At 63.4% G+C, this 26,475-nt stretch carries 31 protein-coding genes; 15 read left to right on the forward strand and 16 right to left on the reverse strand.

Annotated elements, in window-relative coordinates; genetic code table 11:
* Positions 1-19: 19 nt before the first annotated feature.
* Genes Q1L50_RS19070 through motD form a run of 3 tightly spaced genes read left to right on the forward strand, consistent with a single transcriptional unit; the run spans position 20 to position 2,329 of the window.
* Complete coding sequence (locus Q1L50_RS19070; protein WP_300341829.1) at positions 20-769, forward strand: RNA polymerase sigma factor FliA; 750 nt, start codon at positions 20-22, stop codon at positions 767-769.
* Positions 762-1,502 (forward strand): flagellar motor protein, encoded by a 741-nt coding sequence (locus Q1L50_RS19075; protein ID WP_300341830.1) that lies wholly within the window; start codon positions 762-764, stop codon positions 1,500-1,502. Before Q1L50_RS19070 ends, Q1L50_RS19075 begins: the two co-directional genes overlap by 8 nt.
* 2 nt (positions 1,503-1,504) lie before the next feature.
* Entirely contained in the window at positions 1,505-2,329 is an 825-nt protein-coding gene (gene motD, locus Q1L50_RS19080; protein WP_300341832.1) for a flagellar motor protein MotD, read from the forward strand.
* Between the two features lie 12 nt (positions 2,330-2,341).
* Here motD and Q1L50_RS19085 read toward each other — a convergent pair whose 3' ends face one another.
* From Q1L50_RS19085 to flgA, 3 genes are all read right to left on the reverse strand, one after another.
* A complete protein-coding gene (locus Q1L50_RS19085) occupies positions 2,342-2,821 on the reverse strand; it encodes a flagella synthesis protein FlgN (protein ID WP_300341834.1) in 480 nt (159 codons plus the stop codon).
* Between the two features lie 20 nt (positions 2,822-2,841).
* Positions 2,842-3,132 (reverse strand): flagellar biosynthesis anti-sigma factor FlgM, encoded by a 291-nt coding sequence (gene flgM, locus Q1L50_RS19090; protein ID WP_300341836.1) that lies wholly within the window; start codon positions 3,130-3,132, stop codon positions 2,842-2,844.
* A 91-nt stretch (positions 3,133-3,223) separates the two neighbouring features.
* Positions 3,224-3,928, reverse strand: a complete 705-nt coding sequence (gene flgA, locus Q1L50_RS19095; RefSeq protein ID WP_300341837.1) for a flagellar basal body P-ring formation chaperone FlgA — start codon at positions 3,926-3,928, stop codon at positions 3,224-3,226.
* A 215-nt stretch (positions 3,929-4,143) separates the two neighbouring features.
* Here flgA and flgB point away from each other — a divergent pair, with 215 nt between their 5' ends.
* The 12 genes from flgB (at position 4,144) to Q1L50_RS19155 (ending at position 15,431) form a co-directional block, all read left to right on the forward strand.
* Positions 4,144-4,548, forward strand: a complete 405-nt coding sequence (flgB, locus tag Q1L50_RS19100; RefSeq protein WP_300341839.1) for a flagellar basal body rod protein FlgB — start codon at positions 4,144-4,146, stop codon at positions 4,546-4,548.
* Between the two features lie 2 nt (positions 4,549-4,550).
* The gene (gene flgC / locus Q1L50_RS19105; RefSeq protein ID WP_300341841.1) at positions 4,551-4,955 is read left to right on the forward strand and encodes a flagellar basal body rod protein FlgC; all 405 of its coding nucleotides are present in this window, start codon (positions 4,551-4,553) and stop codon (positions 4,953-4,955) included.
* Positions 4,956-4,978: 23 nt separating this feature from the next.
* Positions 4,979-5,671 (forward strand): flagellar hook assembly protein FlgD, encoded by a 693-nt coding sequence (locus Q1L50_RS19110; protein ID WP_300341843.1) that lies wholly within the window; start codon positions 4,979-4,981, stop codon positions 5,669-5,671.
* 14 nt (positions 5,672-5,685) lie between these two features.
* Entirely contained in the window at positions 5,686-6,942 is a 1,257-nt protein-coding gene (gene flgE, locus Q1L50_RS19115; RefSeq protein ID WP_300341845.1) for a flagellar hook protein FlgE, read from the forward strand.
* A 34-nt stretch (positions 6,943-6,976) separates the two neighbouring features.
* On the forward strand, positions 6,977-7,726 hold the full coding sequence (locus tag Q1L50_RS19120) for a flagellar basal body rod protein FlgF (protein WP_300341847.1): 750 nt from the start codon (positions 6,977-6,979) through the stop codon (positions 7,724-7,726).
* Between the two features lie 15 nt (positions 7,727-7,741).
* Complete coding sequence (flgG, locus tag Q1L50_RS19125; protein ID WP_300341849.1) at positions 7,742-8,524, forward strand: flagellar basal-body rod protein FlgG; 783 nt, start codon at positions 7,742-7,744, stop codon at positions 8,522-8,524.
* A 10-nt stretch (positions 8,525-8,534) separates the two neighbouring features.
* Positions 8,535-9,227: a flagellar basal body L-ring protein FlgH gene (locus Q1L50_RS19130; protein ID WP_300341851.1), complete on the forward strand. Its 693-nt coding sequence runs from the start codon at positions 8,535-8,537 to the stop codon at positions 9,225-9,227.
* A gap of 63 nt (positions 9,228-9,290) precedes the next feature.
* Entirely contained in the window at positions 9,291-10,379 is a 1,089-nt protein-coding gene (locus Q1L50_RS19135; RefSeq protein ID WP_300341941.1) for a flagellar basal body P-ring protein FlgI, read from the forward strand.
* Positions 10,380-10,418: 39 nt separating this feature from the next.
* On the forward strand, positions 10,419-11,387 hold the full coding sequence (gene flgJ, locus Q1L50_RS19140; protein WP_300341853.1) for a flagellar assembly peptidoglycan hydrolase FlgJ: 969 nt from the start codon (positions 10,419-10,421) through the stop codon (positions 11,385-11,387).
* Positions 11,388-11,470: 83 nt separating this feature from the next.
* A complete protein-coding gene (flgK, locus tag Q1L50_RS19145; protein WP_300341855.1) occupies positions 11,471-13,516 on the forward strand; it encodes a flagellar hook-associated protein FlgK in 2,046 nt (681 codons plus the stop codon).
* Positions 13,517-13,529: 13 nt separating this feature from the next.
* Complete coding sequence (gene flgL / locus Q1L50_RS19150) at positions 13,530-14,864, forward strand: flagellar hook-associated protein FlgL (RefSeq protein WP_300341857.1); 1,335 nt, start codon at positions 13,530-13,532, stop codon at positions 14,862-14,864.
* A gap of 24 nt (positions 14,865-14,888) precedes the next feature.
* Entirely contained in the window at positions 14,889-15,431 is a 543-nt protein-coding gene (locus Q1L50_RS19155) for a hypothetical protein (RefSeq protein WP_300341859.1), read from the forward strand.
* Here the strand turns inward: Q1L50_RS19155 and fliR are convergent.
* The 13 genes from fliR to fliF all read right to left on the reverse strand — a co-directional run bounded on the left by fliR (position 15,428) and on the right by fliF (position 26,426).
* Entirely contained in the window at positions 15,428-16,213 is a 786-nt protein-coding gene (fliR, locus tag Q1L50_RS19160) for a flagellar biosynthetic protein FliR (protein WP_300341861.1), read from the reverse strand. The genes Q1L50_RS19155 and fliR overlap by 4 nt on opposite strands.
* A 15-nt stretch (positions 16,214-16,228) precedes the next feature.
* Positions 16,229-16,498 (reverse strand): flagellar biosynthesis protein FliQ, encoded by a 270-nt coding sequence (fliQ, locus tag Q1L50_RS19165; protein WP_300341863.1) that lies wholly within the window; start codon positions 16,496-16,498, stop codon positions 16,229-16,231.
* Positions 16,495-17,247: a flagellar type III secretion system pore protein FliP gene (fliP, locus tag Q1L50_RS19170; RefSeq protein ID WP_300341865.1), complete on the reverse strand. Its 753-nt coding sequence runs from the start codon at positions 17,245-17,247 to the stop codon at positions 16,495-16,497. Before fliP ends, fliQ begins: the two co-directional genes overlap by 4 nt.
* Positions 17,234-17,554, reverse strand: a complete 321-nt coding sequence (gene fliO, locus Q1L50_RS19175) for a flagellar biosynthetic protein FliO (RefSeq protein ID WP_300341867.1) — start codon at positions 17,552-17,554, stop codon at positions 17,234-17,236. The genes fliP and fliO overlap by 14 nt, the downstream gene beginning before the upstream one ends.
* 244 nt (positions 17,555-17,798) lie before the next feature.
* Complete coding sequence (gene fliN / locus Q1L50_RS19180; RefSeq protein ID WP_300341869.1) at positions 17,799-18,233, reverse strand: flagellar motor switch protein FliN; 435 nt, start codon at positions 18,231-18,233, stop codon at positions 17,799-17,801.
* Positions 18,226-19,230: a flagellar motor switch protein FliM gene (gene fliM / locus Q1L50_RS19185; protein ID WP_300341871.1), complete on the reverse strand. Its 1,005-nt coding sequence runs from the start codon at positions 19,228-19,230 to the stop codon at positions 18,226-18,228. The genes fliN and fliM overlap by 8 nt, the downstream gene beginning before the upstream one ends.
* A 6-nt stretch (positions 19,231-19,236) precedes the next feature.
* The gene (locus tag Q1L50_RS19190) at positions 19,237-19,791 is read right to left on the reverse strand and encodes a flagellar basal body-associated FliL family protein (protein ID WP_300341873.1); all 555 of its coding nucleotides are present in this window, start codon (positions 19,789-19,791) and stop codon (positions 19,237-19,239) included.
* Positions 19,792-19,871: 80 nt separating this feature from the next.
* Complete coding sequence (locus Q1L50_RS19195; protein ID WP_300341875.1) at positions 19,872-20,954, reverse strand: flagellar hook-length control protein FliK; 1,083 nt, start codon at positions 20,952-20,954, stop codon at positions 19,872-19,874.
* Between the two features lie 59 nt (positions 20,955-21,013).
* The gene (fliJ, locus tag Q1L50_RS19200) at positions 21,014-21,460 is read right to left on the reverse strand and encodes a flagellar export protein FliJ (RefSeq protein WP_300341877.1); all 447 of its coding nucleotides are present in this window, start codon (positions 21,458-21,460) and stop codon (positions 21,014-21,016) included.
* Positions 21,461-21,530: 70 nt separating this feature from the next.
* Positions 21,531-22,949, reverse strand: a complete 1,419-nt coding sequence (fliI, locus tag Q1L50_RS19205; RefSeq protein ID WP_300341878.1) for a flagellar protein export ATPase FliI — start codon at positions 22,947-22,949, stop codon at positions 21,531-21,533.
* Entirely contained in the window at positions 22,942-23,679 is a 738-nt protein-coding gene (locus Q1L50_RS19210; protein ID WP_300341880.1) for a flagellar assembly protein FliH, read from the reverse strand. The genes fliI and Q1L50_RS19210 overlap by 8 nt, the downstream gene beginning before the upstream one ends.
* 13 nt (positions 23,680-23,692) lie before the next feature.
* Entirely contained in the window at positions 23,693-24,691 is a 999-nt protein-coding gene (gene fliG / locus Q1L50_RS19215) for a flagellar motor switch protein FliG (protein ID WP_300341882.1), read from the reverse strand.
* Positions 24,681-26,426, reverse strand: a complete 1,746-nt coding sequence (gene fliF, locus Q1L50_RS19220; RefSeq protein ID WP_300341884.1) for a flagellar basal-body MS-ring/collar protein FliF — start codon at positions 26,424-26,426, stop codon at positions 24,681-24,683. The genes fliG and fliF overlap by 11 nt, the downstream gene beginning before the upstream one ends.
* Positions 26,427-26,475 lie beyond the last annotated feature (49 nt).

A 26,475-nucleotide genomic window follows, 5' to 3' on the forward strand; every position in this document is an offset into this window, starting at 1 on the left:
CCCCCCCCCCCCGAGACGCATGTATAACGCTGCTGGTCAGATCAACAAGGAGCAGCTCGTCCGGCACTTCGCGCCGATGGTCAAGCGCATCGCTTGCCACCTGATGGCTCGCCTGCCGGCCAGTGTACAGCTCGACGATCTGGTGCAGAACGGGATGCTCGGTCTGCTCGACGCGATTGGCCGTTTCGAGGCGGGGGCCGGGGCTCAGTTTGAAGTGTATGCGGCGCAGCGCGTGCGTGGCGCCATGCTCGACGGTCTGCGTGAGAACGACTGGTTGCCGCGCAGTTTGCGGCGCGGCTGTCGGCTCATCGAAAGTGCGATTGCGCAACTCGAGCAGGAGCATGGCCGGGCGCCGACCGAAAGGGAGCTTGCCGATTCTCTGGGCATGACGCTTGCCGACTATCAGAAGATGCTGCAGGATGCGCGCGGGCATCAGCTCGTATATCTCGAAGACTTGGTGGCCGACGATGGCGACGATTTCCTTGAGCGGCATCGCGTCGAAGACGACGCTGACCCGGCCAAGCTGTTCGAGGGTGAACATGTCCGCAAGGCGCTGGCGCAGGCCGTCGCGGGCCTTCCGGAGCGCGAAAAGCTGATGATGGCCCTGTACTACGAGCAGGATCTGAATCTTCGCGAGATTGGCGAGGTCATGGGAGTTACCGAATCACGGGTCTGCCAGCTGCACAGCCAGGCGGTGATGAGACTGCGCGTTCGCTTGCATGGCGGCGCTGCCAGGCAGCCGAAGAAAGCCGGCGTCGGCGATGGATAGGATCAGTGTTCTCGGCTTGCTGATCGGCTTCGTGGCGATCGTCGGCGGACAGCTTCTCGAGGGCGGGCACCTCGGGTCGCTGTCGCAGCCGACGGCGCTGCTGATTGTCGTCGGCGGCACGCTTGGCGCGGTCATGTTGCAGAGTCCGTATGCCACTTTCGTGCGCGGCATCCGGATGGCGAGATGGATCTGGCGGCCGCCGGTGGTCGATTCGCTGCAATTGATCCAGCAGGTCTCCGGCTGGAGCCAGGTGTCGCGGCGCGAGGGGCTGCTGGCGCTCGACGGGGTGGTCAACGAGCTCAAGGATGATTTCATTCGCAGGGGGCTGCAACTGTTGGTCGACGGCGCCGAACCCGAGCGGCTGCGGGAGGTGCTCGAGGTCGAGATCAACACTTTCGACCAGGAAATGAAGCTGTCGGCAAGAATCTGGGAGGCCGCCGGCGGTTACTCGCCGACCATCGGAATCCTGGGCGCGGTGATGGGCTTGATCCAGGTGATGGAGAATCTTTCCGATCCGTCCAAACTGGGTGCCGGCATCGCGGTGGCGTTCGTCGCCACCATCTACGGTGTCGGACTCGCCAACCTGGTCTACCTGCCGATGGCCAACAAACTGAAGGCGCACATCAATCGCCTGGTCGTGCAGCGTGAAATGATCGTCGATGGGCTGGTCGGAATTGCCAATGGCGACAACCCGCGCATCATTGAGAGCCGCCTCCAGGGCTATATCTTCTGACCATGGCCCGTCGAAGGCGCGAAGACGAGCATGACAATCACGAACGCTGGCTGGTGTCGTACGCCGATTTCATAACGCTGCTGTTTGCCTTCTTTGTCGTGATGTACGCGCTGTCGTCGGTCAATGAGGGCAAGTATCGGATTCTCAGCGATTCCATGGTCAGCGCTTTTCGCAATGTTCCGGTCAACAGTGCTGGCCAGCTGCCGCTGGTGATGCCGACGCCGGTACCGGTACCGGTGGAAAAGCCCAGCCTGGCGAGCAGGACGCAGGAGCCGGTCCGGCAGAAACAGCGCGAAAAAATGCGCAACGTCGCCAAGGATATTCTTGCGGTGATGGCGCCGCTGGTCGAGCAGGGAAAGGTGCGCGTCCTCGAAACCAGTCGCGGCGTGACCATCGAGATCAACGACAGTATCCTGTTTTCGCCTGGCCAGGCGCTCCTTCAGCCGCAGCTGGCGAAAGCCATGCAGTCGGTCGCCGAGGTGCTGGTTGCCGCCGATTTTCCGATCACCATCGAGGGTCATACCGACGACGTTCCGATCAGCAACCCGCAGTTCCCCTCGAACTGGGAGTTGTCAGCCGTGCGTGCGACCACCGTCTTGCGCTTGTTCGCCGCTGCTGGAATCGCCCCGCGGCGCCTGACCGCGATTGGCTACGCCGATACCCGCCCGGTGGAGCCGAATGTGCTGGCCGACGGAAGGGCGCGGAATCGTCGGGTGTCGATCCTGATCGACTCGGAAATCCCCGAAACGGGAACCGAAGTCAATCTGCAGGGGCAGGCCGTGGAGCCCGGCGAAGCGCCCCCGGCGGCGCCGCTGCCCGCCCGCTAGCGGGGCGGGCGGCTACGCGCTGTCGCTGATGCGGCCGCAGCCGACTGGCGTACTTTGGCCGTCCGGGCCGTATAGACTGGCTGAGGTGTTGCTGCTCAGGAGGATTTCGAGGGCCTGCGCGTTGCTTTGCATACGCACCTGGATCAGTTCGCCATTCACTCGATTGAGTTCGCGCGCCTGGTTGGCGAGGGTCAGCAGCGACGCCCAGGCGGTGCGCGCACGCGTTTCGCCAGGGTAGGCGTCAAACCAGGCGAGCACTCCGGCGCGGTCGCTGGCCAGACCGCTGGCGGCCAGCAAACGAGTGCGTCGCGAGGCGAGAGCTGCGAGTTCAGCGGCCAGCCCGTTTTTCTGCCCTACCAGTTCTAGCAGGCCATCGACTTCGCCTGCGATCAGCATCCGCTGCTCACTCTCGAGCAGCGCAATGAAAGTCCCTAGCGCTGCGACTTCGGAGTTGACGGTCGGCAGGAAGTCGCTGCTGGTGGTGGCCATCATGCGCCCCCTCAGGCCGGCCCTCAGGCCTTCGGTTGCGAAGCGATGAGTTCGCTGGCCGAGGCAATCAGGCGTTCGGCAATGGTGTCCGCGTTGATCGTGAATCGACCTTCGGCGATGGCCTGCGTGATCTCGGAAACCCGGGTCGCGTCAAACGCCGGCGTTTCCCCAGAAGACTGCAGTTGTCCGGCCAATTCACTCAGATGAACTTCTGTGGCGGGGCTGGGTAGCGGGGCGCTGGCGCTGGCACGACTACGCGGCTCGTTACTGCCGCTGACCGCGCCGCCAGTGGGGGTTGTGCTGTCGATTTTCACGGTGGTGTTCCTTGAACGGTTGTTCTCACCTCAACTATCGGCGAAAAACGGCAAGACTTTAACATTTTTTGTGCAGGACGCCGGTGATCGATCAATACGCCACCTCGACAATGCCACCGAGGCGCGCGACGCCGCTGACCACCTGTCCGGACGACGTTCTGACCTGCGCAACCTGTCCGTCGGTGGCATTGTTAAGTGCTTTGCCCTCGTTGCTGACGGTAAAACCGGCCCCACTGGAAAGCAACTTGACGCTTTGTCCCTGCTGCACAGCCCACGGGGCGGTCAGCAAGTCGCTGCGCAGCGGCTGACCGGCGGCGACGCCGTTTCTGACCGTCATGCCGATCGCCTGCGCCGGGTCGGTCACGATGCTTGTCGGGAGCGTGCCAAGATCGCCACTTTGCGTGATCACGTCGGCGGCGCTGACAACCTGGCCCGGACTCAGCTGCCGCGCGGTAACCAGGTAGTTGCCGGCGACCCTGATCTGCACCGGCACATACACTGTCCAGACCGTGGGGGCGAGGCAGCGTACGCCGACCGTCGTTCGTCCCCAGAGTCGGCTTCCCTGCGGCAGGAACGGCTCGAAAGCGCTGCACGGTGTCGCCTGTGCTTGCTGGTCGAGACGACCGATGATGTAGCTCGCCTTTCCTGGCAAGCCCTGCGTCTGGATGCGCAGGTATTGATCGAGTGCAGCGGACAGCGAAGCCTGGGCGAACGCGCTCGCGCTGACAGCCGCGAGGAAAACGGCGAGCAGATACAGCAGCAGGTCACGGGGTTTGCCGACGAGAGGAATGCACATGCTGCCATTCTGCCTGATTTTGCCGCCTGGGCGAAGCGGCCCCGGCAGGCCCGGGCCGGCGACGCGGCCGGCAATATTTGCCGGAGAACCGGCAAAAGCGGGTCTCGCAGTCAACTCCCGCGCCCGCCGATCGATTCGCGGCAACGCTGGCTTGAAGGTGGTACGTCTCTTGCTTCGAGAGGCTGTACATCAGCACGCTCTAACATGAGGCCACCGTGATCAGCAAGATTCAGAATGCGCTTCTTTTCCAGCACCAGGCTCTGAGTTTGCGCGCCAATCGGCAACAGGTGCTGGCCGGGAATATCGCCAACGCCGATACGCCGCACTACCAGGCGAGGGACTTCGACTTCAGCGCGGCCCTGCAGAATGCCGTTAGCGGCCGCAGCGGTGGCAGTCTTCAACTGGCCACGACTTCTCCGCGCCATACACCAGGGGCGGCTGGTACGTCACCGGTGACCCTGATGTATCGCCAGCCGACGCAAGCAAGCGCCGACGGCAACACGGTGGATATGGACGTCGAACGTGCTCAGTTCGCGGAAAACGCGTTCTTCTATGAGGCCGGGCTGACTTTCCTCTCGGGCCGGATCAGAACGCTCCAGACGGCCATCCAGGGACAATAAGCATGAGCCTCTCCAGTGTCTTCCAGGTGGCCGGTAGCGCGATGACCGCGCAGGCGATGCGCCTCAACGCTGTCGCCAGCAACCTGGCCAACGCCGATAGCGTGATCAGCTCCGATGGCAAGCCTTACCGCGCGAAACAGGTGGTGTTCGCCGCCACGGCGATGGGCAGTCCAGCGGCGCAGGGGGTACGGGTGGTGCAGGTGGTCGAGGACAGCAGTCCGGGTCGCCTGGTCTATGACCCGCGCAATCCGGCAGCGGACGAGCAAGGCTACGTGACCATGCCTAACGTCAGCGTGGTCGATGAAATGACCAACATGATTTCGGCTTCGCGGGCCTACCAGACCAACGCCGAAGTGATGAACACCGCCAAGCAGTTGCTGCTCAAGACGCTGGCACTTGGCCAGTAGGAAAAAAAATTTAGGAGAATCTGATGGCCGCCGTACAAGCAAGCAGCGCTAGCAGCGCAAACAGCGACATCCTGGCTTCGCTCAACGCGAAGTCCAGGTCGGGGACAAACGACCTGGTGTCGACCAGTGAGGAAGTACAGAATCGTTTTCTCAAGCTGCTGGTCACGCAGCTCAAGAATCAGGATCCGCTCAATCCACTCGACAACGCCGCGGTAACCACCCAGATTTCGCAAATCAACACGGTAACCGGAATCGAAAGGCTGAACACGACGCTGGCGACCTTGCTGAGCACCTATAACGATGGTCAGGCGGTGCAAGCTGCCGCCTTGATCGGCAAGAGCGTTCTGGTCGGCGGTTCCGGGCTGGTTCTGGCCAATGGCCAGGCCAGCGCCGGGGTCAGCCTCGCCGAGCCTGCAGACAATCTGACGCTGACCATCCTTGGCGGCGGCGGTGGCGTGGTGCAATCGCAAACGCTTGGCGCGCGCGATGCCGGCAGCTTCGCTTTCACTTGGGACGGCAAGACCGATGCCGGCGCCGACGCGCCGCCGGGTACCTACAGCTTCAAGGTCGACGCCGTTCGCGGTGGTGAAAAGGTGGCGGCAGAAGCCTTGCAGATTGGCACGGTTTCTGCTTTGGTCAGGGACAAGGGCGGTTTCCAACTCGACCTCGGCGGTCTGGGACGGGTGGATTTCAGCAAGGTTCGGCAGATTCTCTAGAGCAGGGGGCAACAATGAGTTTCCAACAGGGTTTGAGTGGTCTCGACGCGGCGTCTTCGGCGCTGGACGTGATCGGCAATAATGTGGCCAACTCGAGTACCGTCGGTTTCAAGGGTGCCACTGCGCATTTCGCGGATCTCTACGCGGCGTCGCTGGGTCTGGTGGGCGCTTCGCAGGTCGGCATTGGGGTCACCGTTTCGGCGATTCAGCAGCAGTTCACCCAGGGCAATCTGACGACCACGAACAATCCGCTTGATCTGGCGATCAATGGCGGCGGTTTTTTTCGCATGAGTCAGGGCGGGGCGATAAGTTACACGCGCAACGGCCAGTTTCACATTGACAATCAGGGCTATATCATCAATGACCAGACGCTGCGCCTGACCGGCTATCCGGTCACTGCGAGTGGTCAGATAGCGCCCTCCAATCCGGTGGAGTTGCAACTGACCGCCAGCCAGATTCCCCCGCGTGCCACCAGCGACCCACTGTCGGGAGACATTGCCGCGGTGATCAATCTTGATTCGCGCGACACCGTTCCCGCCTTGTCACCGTTCAATCCGGCCAATCCGGAAACGTACAACTTCTCGACCGCACTGACCGTCTTCGACACCCTCGGGGTGGTGCACAACCTGAGCACCTTCTACGTTCTCAACGCGCCGAGCGCGCCCGCCGGCGGCGAGTGGACGCTCTACGCGACGCTCGACGGCGCTGATCCGCTAACGCCGGGGCCGGTCGGGAATCTGGCCTTCGATACTTCGGGTGCCTTGAATCCGGCGTCGGCCTTGCAGACACTGCCATCGTGGACCCTGAGCAGCGGTGCCGTCTCACCGTGGTCGCCGGGGACTATGGATTTCACCGGCACCACTCAGTACGGCAGCGAATCGAACGTCGACAGCCTGACCCAGGGCGGCTTTGCCTCGGGCAGTCTGGTGAGTGTCGGCGTCGGCATCGATGGCGTGGTGCAGGGGCGCTACAGCAATGGCCAGACGCGAAACATGGGGCAGGTGGTGCTGGCCACCTTCACCGACCCGAACGGACTGCTGAATCTGGGCAACAATCAGTGGCGCTCGACGTCGCTGTCGGGACCCGAGTTGATCGGAACGCCGGCATCCGGAAGTCGCGGGGTCGTCCAGTCTGCCGCCGTCGAGGATTCGAACGTCGACCTGACCAATGAGCTGGTGGCGATGATCACTGCCCAGCGTAATTACCAGGCCAACGCACAAACGATCAAGACCCAGGATCAGATCATGCAGACCTTGGTCAACCTGCGCTAATGGCTGACCTGGACAGCTTGGCTGCGGACGGACCATGGACCGGCTGATTTATACGGCGATGAGCGGGGCCAAGCAGGTTTTCCTGCAACAAGCCGGCGTCGCCCAGAACCTGGCCAATGCGACGACCACCGGCTATCGCGCGATGGAGCATCGATTCCGTGCCGTGCCGGTACTTGGCGAGGGGGCGCCGACGCGCGCTTTCGCCGCCGACGCCTCGGTGGCCAATGTCTTCGATCAGGGGCCGGTGACAGTCACCGGTCGGCCGCTCGACGTCGCGGTCCAGGGTACTGGCTGGATTGCCGTGCAGGGCGGTGACGGGCGCGAGGCCTATACCCGCTCCGGCAATCTCAGAACCGACGCCAATGGTGTGCTGCAGACCAGCGGCGGCTTGAACGTGCTGGGCGAGGGGGGGCCAATCGCGCTGCCGCCTGACAACAACATCGCCATTGGCGCCGACGGGACGGTATCGAGCATCCCGCGCGTCGGCGCCGGGGCGATCAACAACGCCAACGTGGTCGGCCGGATCAAGCTCGTCAATCCGCCGGAGAGCGAAATGGTACGCAGTGACGATGGGCTGTTTCGCACTCAGAACGGTCTGCCGGCTCTGGCCGACGAGAATGTCAAGCTGACGCCGGAAGCGCTCGAGGGGAGTAATGCGAATCCGGTCGACGCGATGGTGCGGATGATCAGCCTGGCGCGCCAGTTCGAAATGCAGATCAAGATGCTGCAGACCGCCGACGCCAATGCGCGTACGGCCACGCAGCTGCTGACGATGAACCGTTGATAGGATGAATGCCGAATGATGCGCTCGCTGTGGACCGCCAGTACCGGCCTCAACGCCCAACAGGTGCAGATCGACATCATCGCCAACAATCTGGCGAACGTCAGCACCAATGGCTTCAAGCAGGCGCGCGGGATCTTTGCCGACCTGCTCTACCAGACCCTGCGGCAGCCCGGGGCGCAGTCGTCGCAAACCACGCAGGTCCCCGATGGGCTGCAGATCGGCCTGGGTGTGACGCCGGTCTCGACCGGCCGAATTTTCACGCAGGGGTCCCTGCAACAGACCGGCAACGCGCTCGACATGGCGATCGACGGCGCGGGTTTCTTCCAGGTCCTGCTGCCCGACGGGACCACGGCCTATACCCGCGACGGATCGTTTCAGAAGGACAACCAGGGGCAGATGGTGACCACCAGCGGCTATCCCCTGCAGCCGGCGATCACCATTCCCCAGAATGCGCTGACGGTGACTGTCGGCACCGACGGGGTGGTCAGCATCACCCAGCCGGGGACCACGGCGACGGTGCAGATCGGCACCATCCAAGTCGCCACGTTCATCAACAACGGCGGTCTGCAGGCGGTTGGCGACAATCTCTTCCTGGAAACGGCGTCGAGCGGTACGCCTACCCCCAATACGCCGGGGACGAATGGTTCCGGGCTGGTCATCCAGAACTACGTCGAGGCGTCCAACGTCAATGTGGCGCAGGAACTGGTGAACATGATCCAGACGCAACGTGCCTACGAACTGAACTCCAAGGTGGTGTCGACCTCAGACCAGATGTTGGCACGCCTGACCCAGTTGTAGGAGGCTGACCATGAGCATACGCAGGCCCGTCAACAAGTCCCTGCTGGCGATTCCCGTGCTGCTCCTGGTCGGCGGCTGCACGACCGTGCCGCCGACCAACATCCATCAGCCGATGACCGCGCGTCCGCAGCAGCGGAGCGACGCGCTCGCTGCCAATCTCGCGGCCACCGGCAGCATTTATCAGGCTGGCGCATCGCGAACGCTGTTCGAAGACCGACGCGCCCGCTACGTCGGCGACACGATCACCGTATCGATCACCGAGAACACCACCGCGGCGACCAAGTCCAATACCAACGTTTCCAAGACCGGCAGCATCAGCGCCTCCGCCGGGCCGTTCGTCGGTTCGCCGGCAAACTGGTTTAGGCCGGCCGAATTGAACGCCAGCAGCAGCAACGTCGCTGCCGGCAAGGGCGATGCCGCCGCCAACAACGTGTTCACCGGCTTCATTACGGTGACCGTGATCGAGGTGCTGCCAAACGGCAATCTGCTGGTCTCCGGCGAGAAGCAGGTGGCGATCGGTCACGGACAGGAGTACATCCGTCTTTCCGGAATCGTCAATCCGTATTTCGTCAATGCCGCCAATACCATTCCCTCATCGCAGATTGCCGATGCACGAATCGAGTACAAGGAAAGCGGTACCATCAGCGAGGCGCAAGTTATGGGCTGGCTGGCACGATTCTTCCTGACGGTCCTGCCATTCTGAGGAGAGCATGAAGTGCTTCTGATCATCGACCGTCGAGCTGGCAGCTTCTTGCGCCGCACGGCCATTCTGGCCGGCCTTGCCTTGTTGGCCTTGTCGAGCCTGCCGGCGGCCGCGGAGCGGATCAAGGATCTGGCGTCGGTGCAGGGCGTCCGCAACAACCAGCTGGTCGGCTACGGGATTGTCGTTGGCCTCGACGGCACCGGCGACCAGACGACGCAGACGCCGTTTACCACCCAGGGCATCATCAACATGCTGGCGCAACTCGGCACCACCCTGGCGACCACCCAGTCGCTGCAGCTCAAGAACGTTGCGGCGGTGATGGTGACCGCCAACTTCCCGCCCTTTGCCAGGACTGGCCAGCAAATCGACGTGACCGTATCGTCGATGGGCAACGCCAAGAGCCTGCGCGGCGGGACGCTGGTGATGACCCCCTTGAAAGGCGCCGACGGTCAGATCTACGCGCAGGCGCAGGGTAACCTGCTGGTTGGCGGCGCCGGGGCGTCAGCCGGCGGCAGCAAGGTGGTGGTCAACCACTTGCTCGCCGGCCGGATCGTCGGCGGTGCCACCGTCGAACGCGAGGTTCCGACGGCCCTGGGCCAGGGTCCGTTCATCCACTACGAGATGGCGACGACCGATTTTGGCACCACCCAGCGGGTGGTCGAGGTGATCAACCGCGAGATCGGGCCGGGCACGGCGCAGGCTCTCGACGGACGGCGGATTCAAGTCGTCGCGCCGATGGACGCCAACGACCGGGTGGCGTTCCTGGGGCGGCTCGAGGCGCTCGAGGTGCGCCCGACGAAGGGCATGGCGAAAGTGATCATCAATCCACGCACCGGTTCGGTGGTCATGAACCAGACGGTGACCATCGAATCGTGCGCGATTGCCCATGGCAGTCTCTCGGTGGTGATCAACACCGAACAGAAAGTCAGTCAGCCGAATCCGCTGGCCGCTGGGCAGACGGTGACGACCACGCAGAGCGAGATCGATATCAAGCAGGGTGGCGGTTCGCTGATGCAGTTGAAAGCGGGCGTGAATCTCGCCGAGGTGGTCAAGGCGATCAACGCGCTCGGCGCCGGGCCGCAGGATCTGCTGTCGATCCTGCAGTCGATGAAGGCTGCGGGTGCCTTGCGCGCTGACCTCGAGATCATCTGAGCGGCCGACCGACGAAATGCCTAGCACAGAACGACGCCCGTGAAGTCAATCGATCTTGCCACCAATCGCCTGGTTCTCGACCCTGCCGCGGCCAGCGATCTGCGTACCACCCTCAGCCAGGACCGGCAAGGCGGGCTGAAACAGGCGGCGCAACAATTTGAGGGCATGCTGTTGCACCTGATGCTGAAAAGCATGCGCGACGCGACGGCCAGTACGGGCCTGCTGGACAGCGAGCAGAGCCGTTTGTTTACCGCCATCGGCGATCAGCAAATGGCCTTGAATCTCTCGCCGCAAATGCCGCTTGGTTTCGCCGGCCTGATCGAGCAGCAGCTGGGGCGATCGACCAAGGGCAACCGGGCCGACGAGGGGGCGGGTTCGTCGCTCGAAGCTGTGCAGCCGTCGCAGCGTTCGCAGGACGCGGTCACTGCCGCCGCACAGCTTGCCGGCGCCGGTTCACTGCGCGGCGTACCGGCTTCGGCCAGGGCCGGAGCGTTGCCCGGGGCCGCGGCCGTGGCCGGATCGGCAAGCGCCGTGCCCACCGGACCCCGTGAGTTTGTTGATCGCGTCTGGCCACATGCCGTCGAGGCCGCAGCGGCCACCGGCGTGCCCCCCCGTTTTCTGGTTGCCCATTCGGCCCTCGAGAGTGGGTGGGGGAAGCACGAGATCAAGGCCAGCGATGGCTCGCCGAGCTTCAACCTGTTTGGCGTCAAGGCGGGGCGTAGCTGGTCCGGACCAACCGTCGACGTGCAGACCAGTGAGTTCGTCGACGGCGTCGCGCAGCCGGAGCGGGCGAAGTTCCGGGTCTACGCGTCGTACGCCGAGGCCTTTCGCGACTATGCCAACCTGCTGCGCAGCAAACCGCGTTTTGCCGGGGTTATCGGTCAGCAGGATGGCGCACAGTTTGCGCGCTCCCTGCAGCAGGCGGGTTACGCGACCGACCCGATGTACGCCGAGAAGATCGCGCGCATCATCGGTGGCGCCAGCTTGCGGCAGGCCCTGGCCACTTAGTGGCGAGACGACGATTCGGCATTACGCCTTAATATTTGGGCCAAGCCGCCGTTTACAGAGTAATCGAACAGGAAACTTCGGCCATGGGCACAGGGATCATCGGTACCAGTGTCAGCGGTTTGCAGGCCGCTCAGCTCGGATTGCAGACCAGTGGACACAATATAGCGAACGTCAACACGGTCGGGTTTACGCGGCAGCGCAGCGTTCAGGCGACCAATCCGCCGTTGTTGACCGGTGCCGGCTTTGTTGGCCAGGGCACGCACGTGGCGACCATCCAAAGGATGTACAGCCGCTTTCTGACCGACCAGGTCGATCGTACGCAGAGCACTGCCAGCGAACTGGACAGCTACTACGCGCAAATCAACCAGATCAACAACATGCTGGCCGATCCGAGCACCGGGCTGTCGCCGGCGCTGCAGGATTTCTTCGCCAAAGTTCAGGATGTCGCGACCGATCCTTCGCAGCTTTCGAGCCGCCAGGCGATGATTTCCTCGGCGCAGTCGCTCAGCGCGCGCTATCGCTCGCTCGGCGATCAGCTCGCCGAGATGTACGGCGGCGTCAATGCGGAAATAAAGGCCACGGTCAGCGGTATCAATGCCTACGCCGAACAGATCGCCTCGCTGAACCAGCAGATTGGTGTCGCCGAGGCTTCCACCGGCCAGCCGGCCAACGATCTTCTGGACACTCGCGACCAGCTGGTGGCGGCTTTGAACACGCTGACCAAGACCAGAACGACCAAAAATGGCGACGGCAGCTATAACCTGTTCATCGGTAGCGGCCAGCAATTGGTGGTCGGCCCGCAGGCGATCGAACTGACGACGACGCCGTCGTCCGCCGATCCTTCCCGCCTGACAGTAGGCCTGAGAACCGCGGCAGGTGTCCAGGAGATGCCCGAGGCTTTGCTCACCGGCGGCAGTCTCGGCGGCTTGCTGCAGTTTCGCCGCGAGTCGCTCGATCAGGCCAGCAATGATCTGGGTCGTAACGCTGCCTCGCTGGCGCTGAACTACAACGCGCAAAGCGCGCTCGGTCAGGATCTTCTTGGCCAGTCGCTGCTTTCGTCGCCACCAACGAGTTTTGCGCCAGAACTGTTCTCGGTTCAGGCCCCGGCGGTAATTGCCAACACCAACAACCCGCCGGGCAGTCCGGTGGTTAGCGCTGCTTTTGTTGAGCCGCCGCCGTTCAATGGCAACTACTACACCGACCTCGGCAGCAGTGACTATCAACTCGTCTCGGACGGGAGCAGCGTCACCCTCAAGCGCCTGTCCGACGGCAAGCAGTGGGCAGGGCCGGGGGTAGACGTTGCCGTGATCAATGCGCAACTGGCCAATGACCCGCAGGGGTTCTCGCTTGCTGCCGGCCCGCTGGTGGCGGGTTCGAGCTATCGCATCCAGCCGACGCGCAACGCCGCCAGCAACATTTCAGTGAATTCCACGGTGCTCGCCGACCCGCGCCTGATTACGGCCGCCGGGCCAATCGCTACCTCGGTGGGGAGCGCCAATAGCGGCGCCGCAAAGGTGTCAGCGGGTAGCGCCGGACCGGGCTATCCGGCAGCCTTGGCGACGATGCCCATCAGCCTGGTGTATCAGGCCGGAGAACTGCGCAACTTTCCGGTCGGCTCACAGGTTTCGATCGACGGTGGTGTGCCGGTGCTGATTGGCGCGCCCACCGATGGCGTGGCCTATAAGAGTGGCGCGACGGTGACCCTGGTCGGCTCGGTGGTCAGTAGTCCGCCCACCGGCTTCAGCGTCGCGATCACCGGCTTGCCGAACAACGGCGATACGTTTTTGATTCTTCCAAACGTCGGGGCCACCGGCGATGGGCGTAACGCGCTGGCGCTGGCCCAGCTTCAGACGCAGGCGACGATGTCGGGCAAGGCCGAAACGTTCCAGCAGGCGTACGCGCAGCTGGTCAGCACGACCGGCAGCCGGACCCACCAGGTACAGGTTTCCGCCGACGCGCAAACGGCGCTGCTGGAACAGGCGCGCGCCAGCCGGGACTCCCTCTCCGGGGTCAATCTCGATGAAGAGGCGGCCAACCTGATCCGCTACCAGCAGGCCTATCAAGCCTCGGCCAAAGCTCTGGAGATCGGCACCAGTCTGTTCGACACCATCCTCGCATTAGGGCGCTAGCCAGGAGACTCAGATGCGTATCAGTACCAGTCAAATCTACGATTCTGCAATGCGGGGCATGGAGCGTAACCAGAGTCAGCTGGTGAAGTCGCAGAATCAGATGGCCAGCGGCCGTCGGATGCTGACCCCGGCGGACGATCCGGTGGCCTCTGCCAGAGCCCTGCTGGTCACCCAGGCCCAGGACGCGAATTCGCAGTACGCGCGCAATCAGAACAACGCCAGTGACCGGCTTGGCCTGGTTGATAGTCAGCTGAGCGCTTTGAGCGATGTCCTGCAGGGCGTCCGCAGCCGGGTCGTCCAGGCCGGTAATACTGTACTCGGGGACAGTGATCGGCAGGCGATTGCCAGCGAGCTCGAGGCACGCCTTGACCAGATGCTGGGGATTGCCAATAGCCGAGGCGCCGACGGGAATTACCTTTTTTCGGGCTACCAGAGCGGGACGACGCCTTTCGCGCGGAGCGCTGCGGCCGCACCGGGGGAGCCGTCGTCGTTGGCCTACTTCGGTGACGATGGCCAGCACCTGCTGCAGGTGACGTCGTCTCAGCGGATGGCCAGCAACGTCGCCGGCAGCGACCTGTTCATGAACATCCGGGAGGGAAACGGCAGTTTCTCGACCGCCGCCGGCGGTAGTGGCAGCGGCTTCGCCAACCAGGGAAGCGGGATTGTCGAAGCCGGTTCGGTGGTCGATAACCAGAAGTGGCAGAATGCGCTGAACACGGCCTTCCCCTGGCAGGGGAGCAGCAATCACAGTCTGCAGATCGTTTTTTCATCTGCGGCCGGGAGCAGCAGTTACCAGTTGTTCGATGCCTCTACGCCGGCCGCGCCGAGTGCGCCGTTGCCACCGAAGGCCGTCGGTGAGCTGGTGCCATTCGTGCCCGGGCAGGCGATTCCGCTGGTCACCACGGTGCCGGCGATCGACTTTGGTGCGCAAGTGGTGATCAGCGGGCAGCCGGCCGCGGGTGACACGTTCACGATCAAGCCGAGCGTCAACAAGAGCGCGTTTCAGACCATCGACGAACTGATCGGCCTGCTGCGTTCACCGCTGGCTTCGGGCGCGGCCAGGACCGAGTTCTCCGGACGGTTGTCGGCGCACTTGACCAACCTCGACCAGGTGCTGCTCAACGTCAGTCGCGTTCAATCGACGGTCGGCGCGCACCTGCAGGAGCTGGACAGCCTGAGCAACAACTCCGCGGCGCTCGATGTCCAGTACCAGCAGACCTTGTCGGATCTTCAGGATCTCGATTATGCGAAAGCCATTTCCGACTTCACCAGGCAGCAGCTCGGTCTCGAAGCGGCGCAGAAGTCTTTTGTCACGATCAGCGGCCTGAGTCTCTTCAACTACCTTTGACTGGCGAAGATGGTTACGTTGGCAATGATCGCGACGCGCGGCGTCGGCGCCTGCGCACTGATCGCGCTGCTGGCGGCGTGTGCCACGGGCAGCCGGGACGAGCGGCAGCACGCCGATGCCGGCGGCCCCGCGTACAGGTACGGGCAGCCGCCTGATCCGACGCTCACCGTCGAGCCGGTCAAGGGTATCGCCCTCGCCGGAGCGGTCGGCTACGCGGCCGACCACTACACCGGTCCGGCCGCCAATCTCGGTCTGGCCGCTGCCGCGGCAGTCGCCGCCTATGTCATCTACGACCCGCTGGCGCCCAACTGGACCATTGAGGAAAGGGTCGTCGCCACGGACACCTACCTGCTTTCGATGCGTGCCAAGAGCTTCCGCGTTGGCGGCGACGGCGAATCGGGCTTGATTCTCAAGCGGCGGGCACTGCAGTTGCAGCGTCAGCTGGGTTTTCTTGGCTACCGGATTCTCGATTACTCGGAGGGGATCGAATCGAGTACGCCATTTACCCATCGGTTTGCGGAAGGCATGTTTCGGCTGGTCCGCGCGGACCCTGACGGGCAACCTTAAGGCCGCGCTGGCGAGAAGTTTCCGAGCATCGACTCGAGGCCGTATTCGAACAGTTGCTGCAGGGGTACGCTCAGGTACGGCAGGGCAACCATCAAGGCGACGAAGCCCAGGGTGATGGTCAGCGGAAAGCCGATCACGATCAGGTTGAGTTGCGGCGCGGCACGGCTCAGGATGGCCAGGGCCAGGTTGGTGACCAGCAGCGCGACCAGGATTGGCAGCGCCAGCAGCAAGCCGGAGGAGAAAATGATCGCCGCCGCACTACTCAGGTTCCACCAACTCCCGGATGCCAGCTGCGTGCCGCCGACGGGCAAGGCGGTGAAGCTGTGGGTCAGGGTGGCGATCAGCATCAGGTGGCCGTTGATGGCCATGAATGCCAGCAGCGCCACGAGTCCGACGAACTCGGAAATAACTGGCGTCTGGCCGGCGCTCTGCGGATCGTACGAGGTGGCAAAACCAAGACCCATCTGCAGGCCGATCATGGTCCCCGCCATGTCAGCCGCGCTGAACACCAGCCGTACCGCGAAACCCATGGCGAATCCGATGGTCAGTTGCTGGGCCAGGAGCAGCAGGCCCGCTGCCGACGCCGGGTCGATCGCCGGCATCGCTGGCAGGATCGGTGAAATGGCGAGGGTGATCGCCAGTCCGAGGATCAGCCGGACGCGTACCGGAAGAGCCGGATTGCTGAACGGCGGCGCGCTGACCAGAACCGCCAGAACCCGAGCCAGCGGGAAGAAAAACGCCACCACCCAGGCATTGATCTCCGCCGCCGTCAGGCTGATCATCGCTCGTTCGTTCGCTTAGCCAACCAGCAGCGGGATGCTTTCAAACAGTCGCCTGACGTATTCGACCATCATCTCGAGCATCCACGGGCCGGCCAGCAGAAGGGTCAGGAATACGCCCACCAGCTTGGGAATGAAGGACAGGGTCTGCTCGTTGATCTGGGTCGCAGCCTGAAAGATGCTGACGACCAGACCGATCAGCAGCGCCGCCAGCAGCAGGGGCCCGGACAGCAGCAAGGTCATCTCGACCGCTTGCCGCCCGACATCCATGACCAGTTCGGGCGTCATGCGCCAAAGCTCGCCACCAGGGAGCCGAGGATCAGATGCCAGCCATCGACCAGCACGAACAGCATCAGCTTGAAGGGCAGGGCAATCATCACCGGCGACATCATCATCATGCCCATCGACATCAGGACGCTGGCGACGACCATGTCGACGATCAGGAAGGGGATGAAGATGATGAAGCCGATCTGAAAGCCCGTCTTCAACTCGCTGGTCACGAAAGCGGGGATCAGCAGACGCATCGGAATGTCGTCGGCGGACGCGAAGCGGGGCGCGTTGGCCATCCGCGCGAAGAGGGCGATATCGGATTCGCGGGTTTGCTTGAGCATGAACTTGCGCAGCGGCACGGCGCCGCGCTCGATCGCCTGAAGGTAGGTAATCCTGTTTTCCGACAGGGGCAGATAGGCCTCGCTGTAGATGCTGTCGAGCACCGGCGACATGATGAAGAAGGTCAGGAACAGCGACAGGCCGACCAGTACCTGGGTGGGCGGCGAGGTCTGCGTTCCCAGCGCGTGTCGCAGCAGCGAAAGGACGATGATGATGCGCGTGAAGCTGGTCATCATCAGCAGCGCTGCCGGGATGAAGGTCAGCGCCGTCAGCGTCAGCAGCGTCTGAATCGATAGCGTGTAGGTCTGACTGCCGCCCGCGCCGGGGGTGCTGGTCAGCGCCGGCAAGCCGCCAGCCTGCGCCCAGGCCGCAAGGGGAGCGAGCAAGGCGAGTACGAGCAGGCAGCGGGCGAGCCTAACTGCCTTCATTCTTCCGCTCGGCAATCTGTTTCAGCCACTGGGCGAAAGTCCGCTCGCTGTCGCCGGTTCGTGGCAGATCGCCCTTCGGCAGCGTGTGCAGGGTCCGGATCTGACCCGGAACCAGGCCGACGACGATCCAGGTATCCTCGATCTCGACGAGAACGATGCGTTCCCTGGTGCCGATCATCAAACCGCCGACGACGCGCAGCGGGCCGCTGCTGCCGAAGCCACGGCCACCATTGAGTCTGCGCAGAAAGTACGCGGCAAGAAACAGGATTGCGACCACCAGCGCCAGCGCGAGAACCGTTTGCAGCATTGCCGCCGCCGACACGCCGGGCGTTTCGATGACTGCGGCCTGCGCTGCGGCGCTGCTCGAAAATAGGGCGCACAGTAGACTGCACGAGCTACGTGCAGGACCGGAACCGATGGATTTGAGGTGTCGACGCAAGAGAATGGGCCAGCTCTGTGGGCTGGTCGCTATCTTAAAGCAAGCGCGAGGAAGATCAAACGTCCGAGCGGGTCGAACGGGCCGTGGGCGGATTCCTGGACGGCAGGGCAGCTCAATGGCCGATCTTGCGAGCCCGCTCGGAGGGGGTAATGATATCGGTCAGACGAATCCCGAACTTGTCGTTGACCACCACCACCTCGCCCTGGGCGATCAGCGTGCCATTGACAAACACGCTCATCGGTTCGCCAGCCATCGCGTCGAGTTCAACGACCGAGCCATGGGCCAGTTGCAGGAGATTCTTGATGGTGATCTTGGTGCGGCCGAGTTCGACGGCGATCTGGACCGGGATATCCAGGATCATGTCCAACTCGTTGATCAGCGATGACTTGTTGCCGGGGTCGTCGAAACTCGGGAAGATGTTCGCAGCCTGGGCGCCGGCCGCGGGTGTCGCTTCGGCCATCGCCTGTTCGGCCATTGCCGCAGCCCAGTCGTCATCGGCGCTGCTGTCGCCAGCGGCGGTCGCGAAATCGTCTTCGTCTTTATCCATTGCGTTCTCCGGCAGGGGCTTCCTCGTTGTCGGCCGCCATGAAGCGGTCGACCTTGAGTGCGTATTGCCCATCCTGCTGTCCGTAGCGGCATTCCATCACCGGTACATCGTCGACCATGGCGATAATTTTTTCGGGGATGTCGAGCGGAATGACATCGCCGACTTTCATCTTCAGGATCTGGCGAAGCGTGACGCTGGTGGTCGCCAGCTTGGCGGTGATCTCCACCTCGGCGTTCTTCAGTTGTTTGCGTAGCATGATGATCCAGCGTCGGTCGGTTGACAGTTGATCACTCTGCATGGCGCTGTACAGGAGGTCACGGATCGGTTCGATCATCGAGTACGGGAAACAGATGTGCATGTCGGCACTCGAGCCGCCGAATTCCAGTGAAAAAGTCGTCGAGATGACAATTTCGGACGGCGTCGCGATGTTCGCGAATTGCGAATTCATCTCCGACCGGATGTACTCGAACGTCATCTCATATACCGGCTTCCAGGAGCGCGAGTATTCGGTAAACACGACCGCCAGCAGGCCCTGGATGATCCTTTGCTCGGTCGCCGTGAAGTCCCGGCCTTCGACGCGGGTGTGAAAGCGACCATCGCCACCGAACATGTTGTCGACCACCAGAAAAACCAGGCTGGGGTCGAAGACGAACAAGGCGGTGCCGCGCAGCGACTTGGCCGAGACCAGATTGAGGTTGGTCGGCACCACCAGGTTGCGGGTGAACTCGCTGTACTTCTGGACTCGTATGGCGCCCACCGAGATCTCGGTGGCGCGATGCATGTAGTTGAAGAGGCCGATACGCAGGTAACGAGCAAAGCGCTCATTGACCAGCTCGAGGGTGGGCATGCGCCCGCGGACGATTCGCTCTTGCGTTCCGAGGTTGTAAGGACGCGCTCCGCCAGCAGTCTCCTCAACCGGCTCCGGTTCGTCGGCCTCGCCACTAACGCCCTTGAGCAGGGCGTCGACTTCATCCTGCGAGAGAAAATCGGCGCTCATGGTCGTTCACTGAATGATGAAGGAAGTGAACAGCACTTCCTTGATCGGCGAGTCACGCTTCTTCCCCTTGCCGGCGGGATCCAGAACGCCGTTCATCTGCTCCTTGATTTCCTCGGCCAAGGCACGCTTGCCATTGATGGTGACCAGCTCCGAGGCTTTCTTGCTCGACAGCAGCAGGGTCACGTCGTTGCGCAGCTTCGGCATGTACTGCTTGAGCTGCTCGTCGGTCTGACTATCTTCCACTTCGACCGAAAGGATCAATTGCAGGAACTGGTCGCCGGTTTCGGGTACCAGATTGACGGTGAACGCGTCGAGGGCGACATAGATTGGCGCTGCGTTGCGGTCGGCCTTTTTCTTCTTGACGGGCTTGGCTTTTTCAGCGGGAGAGTCGCCGTGTTCCTCGTCGTACTCCGCGGCTGGTTTCAAGAGCAAGAAGGCGCCGACGCCACCGACGCCGAGCACCAGCACCAGCACGGCGACGATGATGATCAGCAGCTTCTTGCTGCTTTTCGCTGGCGCAGCATGGCCACTATCAGCTCCGGGTTTCGCATCGTTGGCCATACGCCAGCTGTCTCCTGTTTGCTTGTCGGTTGGTTTTGTGTTCGGCGGGCGTGCGCTTCAAGCGACGCACGCGGTAGCTGCTACGCATAGATGTCGATCAGCGCGCTGCCATGCTGCGTGGCGATGGTCTGCGCCAGAAGGCCGCTGGCGAAATCATTGGCAAGTATAGTCCCATCGACGACCTGGAGGGGTGGGCGATCTGGCTGGTTCTGCCCCTCGCCCGGCTGTCGGAAGGACTCGCTGCCAACACTGACCTGTCCCAGATCGATTCCCGCGCTGGCGAACATTTCACGCAGGCGTGGGAGAGCCGTCTCGATGGCCCCGCGAACGTCCGCATTGGCCGAGGCGAAGTGGGCATTGGCGCTGTCCTTGTCGATCCGCAGGGTGATCTCCAGCGATCCCAGCTGCGGCGGATTGAGTGTCAGCTGCGCCAGCTGCTTGTCGTGGCTTGCGAACCACAACAGTTTCTGGCCAAAATCGCCCGCCCAGGATGGGTCGCGCAACGGTGTCTGCAGGCTCTGCGGGCCGTCCGCAGGCGCTGTCGCGACCGGCTGCTGGGCGTGCGGCGCGGTAGCGAGAGTGGCCAAACTGCTGGCCGGCGATACCGGCTCCGGGGTCATGGCCTCGGGTCGTTCAAAGCCTCGCCTGGCGACCTCGGCGACGGCAACTTTTGCCGCCTCGTGGCCAATGTTTGCCGCTTTGCTGGCAGCGTCGAGCGATTGCGCTGTCGACGACCCTCTTTCGTCGGCAGTCCGGGTTTTCAGGTTGAGGGGATCAGTCGGCAATGCGAGGTTTCCCGGTACGACGATCGGCTCGTTTCGCACCGTCGTCACGGACAGGCCGGGCAGGTCTGGTCCGCCCGCCAGCGGCCGCTCTGGAATCGTTGACGGACTCGCCAGGGTGCGCTGAGTGGGGTCGAGGGCGGTCAGGAACGGCGCGGCGCTGACCTCCGGGCCGGCCTCGCCGAACGCTGTCTTGCGGTCGGCAGCTGCATCTTTGTCGGGTGGAGCTTCATTCGCCTTGACTTGCAGGCCGAGCAGCAGGCTGGCGAAGCCCGCGCCGCTGCTCGCCGCGTCAGCGGCCACCGGCCTGGCGGCGACACTCTCGGGGGAAGCGTCCGGAAGTTGCGGTCTTGGGAAGCTTGAAACGATGGCGATGCTCATGGTCGACGCGCTCCGGCAGGTGCTATCGTTGGTCAAGCAAGTAACGTGCCCAAACCACACTAGGGTTCGTGCCCGTCGTCCGTTCGGCGCGCCGCAAGCTCGTCCTGAGCCTTTTGTTCCTGACGCAGTTCGCGTCTGGCTTCGCTGCTGCGATGGCGTTCAAGGAGTGCGTCGAAGGCCTGCAGTCGAGCCCGTTGCTGCTGCCAGTTGGCCTGGCCGGCGGCGGTGTGCTGCTGCTGCAGGGCGACCGCCTCGGTCTGCTGCTTGATGGCCTCGTCAAGGCGGTTCAGGAATTCGCGGTAGTTGCGCCATTCGGCCTGCCGCAATCCGTCTTGTGCCGCTTCCCGGAAGCGCTCGTCGTACTCATCGCGATACTGCTGCAGCATGCCTAGCCTGGTCTTCGCGTCGCGTTCGCTGGCAATCAGGCGTGCGAGGCCCTGCGTCGCCTGATCGCTGCGATTCTGCATCAGGTCGAGCACGGCTTGCAGGGTGAAGGGTCTTGGCACAGGGAACCTGGCGGATCAATACTCAATACGCGGTGGGACAAACGGCAACTGCGTTCTGCAGCGTGGCCGCTCAGGAGCCTGTGGAAAACAACGCGTGCAGTTGAGCGACGCTACTGTCGAAGTCGGCGCGTTGGCCCAGGCTCTGCTGCAACAATACTTCGAATTTCGGATAGAAGGCGATGGCCTGGTCGAGTTGCGGGTCGGAACCAGCAGCGTAGGCGCCGACGCTGATCAGGTCGCGCGAGCGCTGGTAGCGCGAAAAGAGGTTCTTGAATCGCCGAATCTGATCCAGATGCCCGGGGCTGACCAGGTTGACCATCGCCCGCGAGATCGATTGTTCGATATCGATCGCCGGATAGTGACCAGCGTCGGCCAGCGTCCGCGACAGCACGATATGGCCGTCAAGGATGGCGCGTGCCGAATCGGCGATCGGGTCCTGCTGGTCGTCGCCCTCGGCGAGCACGGTGTAAAAGCCGGTGATCGAACCGCCCCCGTCCGGGCCGTTGCCGGCGCGTTCGACCAGTTGCGGCAGGCGGGCGAAGACCGAAGGCGGGTAGCCGCGGGTGACCGGCGGTTCGCCGATGGCCAGCGCAATCTCGCGCTGCGCCATCGCGTAGCGGGTCAGCGAGTCCATGATCAGCAGCACGTGCTGGCCGCGATCCCGAAAATATTCGGCGATGCAGGTCGCGTAGGCCGCGCCCTGCAGGCGCATCAACGGGCTGACGTCGGCCGGTGCGGCGACGACCACCGACCGGCGCAGGCCTTCCTCGCCGAGAATCTGTTCGATGAACTCCTTGACTTCACGACCGCGCTCGCCGATCAGCCCGACGACGATCACGTCAGCTTCGGTGTAGCGGGCCATCATGCCGAGCAATACGCTCTTGCCGACGCCCGATCCGGCAAAAAGGCCCATTCGCTGTCCGCGGCCGACACAGAGCAGGGAATTGATGGCGCGCACGCCGACGTCGAGCGCTTGCTCGATCGGTGCTCTCGACATCGGGTTGACCGGTCGGCTCTGGAGCGGACGAAGCGCTCTTGCGTTCAGCGGCCCAAGCCGGTCGAGCGGGCGACCGGCGCCATCGAGGACGCGGCCGAGCAGTGACTCGCCGACCGGCACCAGTTTCGCACGGTCGATCGAGCGTCGGCGTGCGGGCGGCGGCTGATCGATTCGCGGTGGCTGTTTCGGCGTCTCGAGGGCGACCACTCGGGCTCCCGGCGGCAGGCCATAGACGTCCTCGGACGGCATCAGGAACAGCCGTTCGCCGTTGAAGCCGACCACCTCTGCTTCGATCGGCGAGCCGCCAGGAGGCATGATCCGGCATGAACTCCCCAGCGGCAAACGGAGCCCGGTGGCCTCCATCACCAGGCCGTTGATCCGCGTCAGGTGGCCACTCGGCAGCAGCGAACTGACCTGGCCGGCGGCGTGTCCGCAGGCATCGAGAAAGCGGCACCAGGCAGCGAGGTGCTGGTTGGCTGGGGAGTTACTCATCGGCTGCTCCGCCGGCGTCCGATGGCATGCCCGCGGCGCGGCTCTCGAGCCATTCCTGACTGATGCCGATGCCTTCGATGACCCGGCGCCAGCGCGTCTCGACGGTCGCGTCAACCTCGCTGGCGCCCAGTTCGACCCGACATCCGCCTGCTGTCAGTGTGACGTCTTCGACGATGCGCCAGTTGACGTGCGCGAGTTGATCACCCAGCTGGCTGCGGACCAGGCTGGCGTCGTCGGGATGAACAAACAGCAGAGGCTGTCCATGATGGTGGTGCAGGGCGCTCACCGCTTCTCTGACGACCGGCAACAGCAGCTCCGGTTGCACGCGCAAACTCTGACGCAAGACCTGGCTGGCGACTTCCATTGCCAGCGTCAGCAGTTGCTCGGCAACGCCCTGGTCGATTTCGGCCAGCGCTTGCTGCAGGTTGTTCAGCAGTGTCGATACCGCCGTCGCCGAGGCTCGTGCAGCGGCGATCCCCTCCTGGTAGCCGGCGGCAAAGCCCGACTCGTGCGCCTCGTGATGCATGCGCTCGATTTCTTCGGCGGTGGGCAGGATCACCGCTGCTTCCGGCTGGCTATCGTCCGGCTCGGCCGCGACGTCGACTGGCGCTTCCGCGGTCGGCGGGTCGGCCGGCCGTGGGTCGGCTGCTGCCTGCTGCTGTTCATCGAAGGCGGCGACCTCCCAGCGTTGGTAGGCGGTCAGCTTCTCCTTTGGGATCCAGTTGCTCATGATCGTCGCGGGGTCAGACCATTTCCTCGCCACCGGCGCCGCCGAGGACGATCTGGCCCTCGTCGGCCAGGCGGCGGACGATCTTCAGGATCTCCTTCTGCTCGCCTTCGACTTCCGACAGGCGTACCGGGCCGCGCGAATCGAGGTCTTCGCGCAGCATTTCCGAAGCGCGCTGCGACATGTTCTTGAAAATCTTCTCGCGCAGCGATTCGGTGGCCCCCTTCATCGCCAGGATCAGCGATTCGGACTGTATTTCGCGCAGCAGGAGCTGGATCGCCCGGTCATCAAGGTCAAGGAGATTCTCGAAGACGAACATCTCGTCGAGAATCTTCTGCGCCAGGTCCGGATCGTACTCGCGGATCGAGTCGACCACCGAAGTTTCGTTGGCGGTGCCCATGAAGTTGAGTATTTCGGCCACCGTCCGTACCCCGCCCATCGCCGACTGCTTGACGCTGGCGGAACCCGAAAGGAGACGCAGCATCACGTCATTCAATTCCCTCAAGGCTTCGGGCTGGATGCCTTCGAGCGTTGCGATCCGCAAGACCACGTCGTTGCGCAGCCGCTCCGTAAACTGGTTAAGAATGTCACTGGTGTGGTCATGGGCAAGGTGAACGAGAATCGTGGCGATGATCTGGGGGTGCTCGTTCTTGATCAGGTCGGCAACCGTGGGAGCATCCATCCACTTGAGCCCTTCGATACCATTGGTGTCGCCGGGTTGCAGGATTCGCGAGATCAGGTTGGACGCCTTGTCGTCACCGAGCGCTTTGGTGAGCACCGAGCGGACATAGGCATCGGTATCGACATGTACCGCGGCGGATTGCTCGGCGGTGGTATGGAAGTCGGTGAGCACTTCGTCGACCCGGGTGCGCGGCACCGATCTGAGCGCTGCCATGGCGTGGCCCAGCTTCTGCACTTCCTTCGGGCCCAGATGCTTGAGTACCTCGGCAGCATAATCCTCACCGAGAGCGATGAGCAGAATGGCGCTTTTTTCGACGCCGTCGTCAGTGGGCATTGGTGCCCATCCATTCCCTGATGATGTTGGCCACGGCCTGTGGGTCCTGCCCGGCCAGCGCGCGCGCGGCGGCCAGTTTCTTCTCCAGCAGCATCGCGGCGGTGGGCACTTTCTCGTCGCCTTCGCCTTCGCCGCCTTCTGCATCACCGGCAAGGACGTCGATCGTGCCGCCGACAGTTGCTCCTGCGTCTTCCGGCTCAGGCTGCACGATGGTCTTCAGCAGCGGGCGGACGACGCCAAGCAGCAGGTAGGCGATGATTCCAGCAATCGCACCATACTTGATCAGGTCCTTGGCCAGGGTGACCATTTCGGGATCCCGCCATGGCGGCAACTCGTCCGCTTTTTCGACGGCCGTGAACGGCGCGTTGGCCACCGAAATGGTGTCGCCGCGGTCCTGCTTGAACCCCATGGCCTCCTTGACGAGATCGCTGATCTGCTTCAGTTCCGCGTCGGGCAGTGGCTTGTTGACCGCCTTGCCGTCCTTGCCGGCTTCCTTGCGCTGATTGACTACCACCGCACCGGACAAGCGCTTGATGGTCCCGACCGCTTGCTTGACGTGGCGGATGGTCTTGTCGACCTCGTAGTTGATCGTGGCGTTCTTGCTGGTGCTCAGCGGTTGGCCGACGCTGCCGATTGGCGCCTGCACCCCGGCGGCGTTGATTTGCCCGGGTACCGGTTGCCCCGGGGCAGCGACTGCCCCGGCGCCCGCGACCGCAGGCTGGGTCAGTGGGGCGCTGGCCGGCACCGGCGGCTGATTGCTGAGGGCGCCGGGAACGCCCTGTGCCGTCGGGTTGGTGCTTGCCGTTTCGCTGGTCTGCTGGCTGCGGATGCTGATCTCCGGCGGCGTGGTGTTTGGCCGATGCGTTTCGGCGGTCTGTTCGCTCTGCGAAAAATCGATCTCGGCAGCGATCTGGACGCGCGCGTTGTCGGGTCCGACGATCGGTGCCAGGATGTCTTCCACCCGCTTGATGATGCTCGCCTCGACTTCCTGGATGTACTTCACCTGGGTTGGGTCGAGGCCGGCTTCCATGAGCTTGCTCTTCATTTGCGACAGCAGGGCGCCGCTCTGGTCGAGCAGGGTGACGCTGCTCGCCGCCAACTGCGGGACGCTGGCGGCGATCAGATTCTGGATGCCGGCGATCTGGGCTGGATCCAGCGAGCGGCCAGGATAGAGGCGGAGCAGCACCGATGCCGATGGCTTCAGCTCTTCGCGCAGGAAGACGCTGGGCTTCGGAATGGCCAGATGCACGCGCGCCGACTGAATGGCGGCAATCGACTGGATGGTTCGCGACAGTTCGCCCTCCAGGCCGCGCTGGTAGTTGACCTGCTCGGCAAACTGGCTGATGCCGAACTTCTGGCTCTCCATCAACTCAAAGCCGACCGCTCCACCTCGGGGTAGTCCCTGCGAAGCGAGGCGGAGGCGCACATCATGAACCCTGCCGGAGGGAACGAGGATCGCGCCGCCCGAGTCGCTGAACTGGTAGGGAACATTCATCTGTTCGAGCGCGGCAATGATCGCGCCGCCGTCGCGCTCGCCGAGATTCGAGAAAAGTATCTTGAATTCACCTTGCCTGAGCATCGTGGCGGCGGCGAAGAGCAGCGCAACGACGGCTGCGAGAGAGACCATCAGCACCACCTTCTGCCGGTCGCTCAAGCGCGCCAGCGCCTCGCGAACGCGATCGAGCGGACTGTCCGCGCCCGTGGTCTCTGTGGTTTCGGTTCCGGCTGCCGCCATGCGCGTGGTACGGTGTGGGCCTGCGATCAAGCAGGCGGAAGGCAAGAAA

It is taken from the genome of Accumulibacter sp. (assembly GCF_029255145.1).
Taxonomy (GTDB): Bacteria; Pseudomonadota; Gammaproteobacteria; order Burkholderiales; family Rhodocyclaceae; genus Accumulibacter.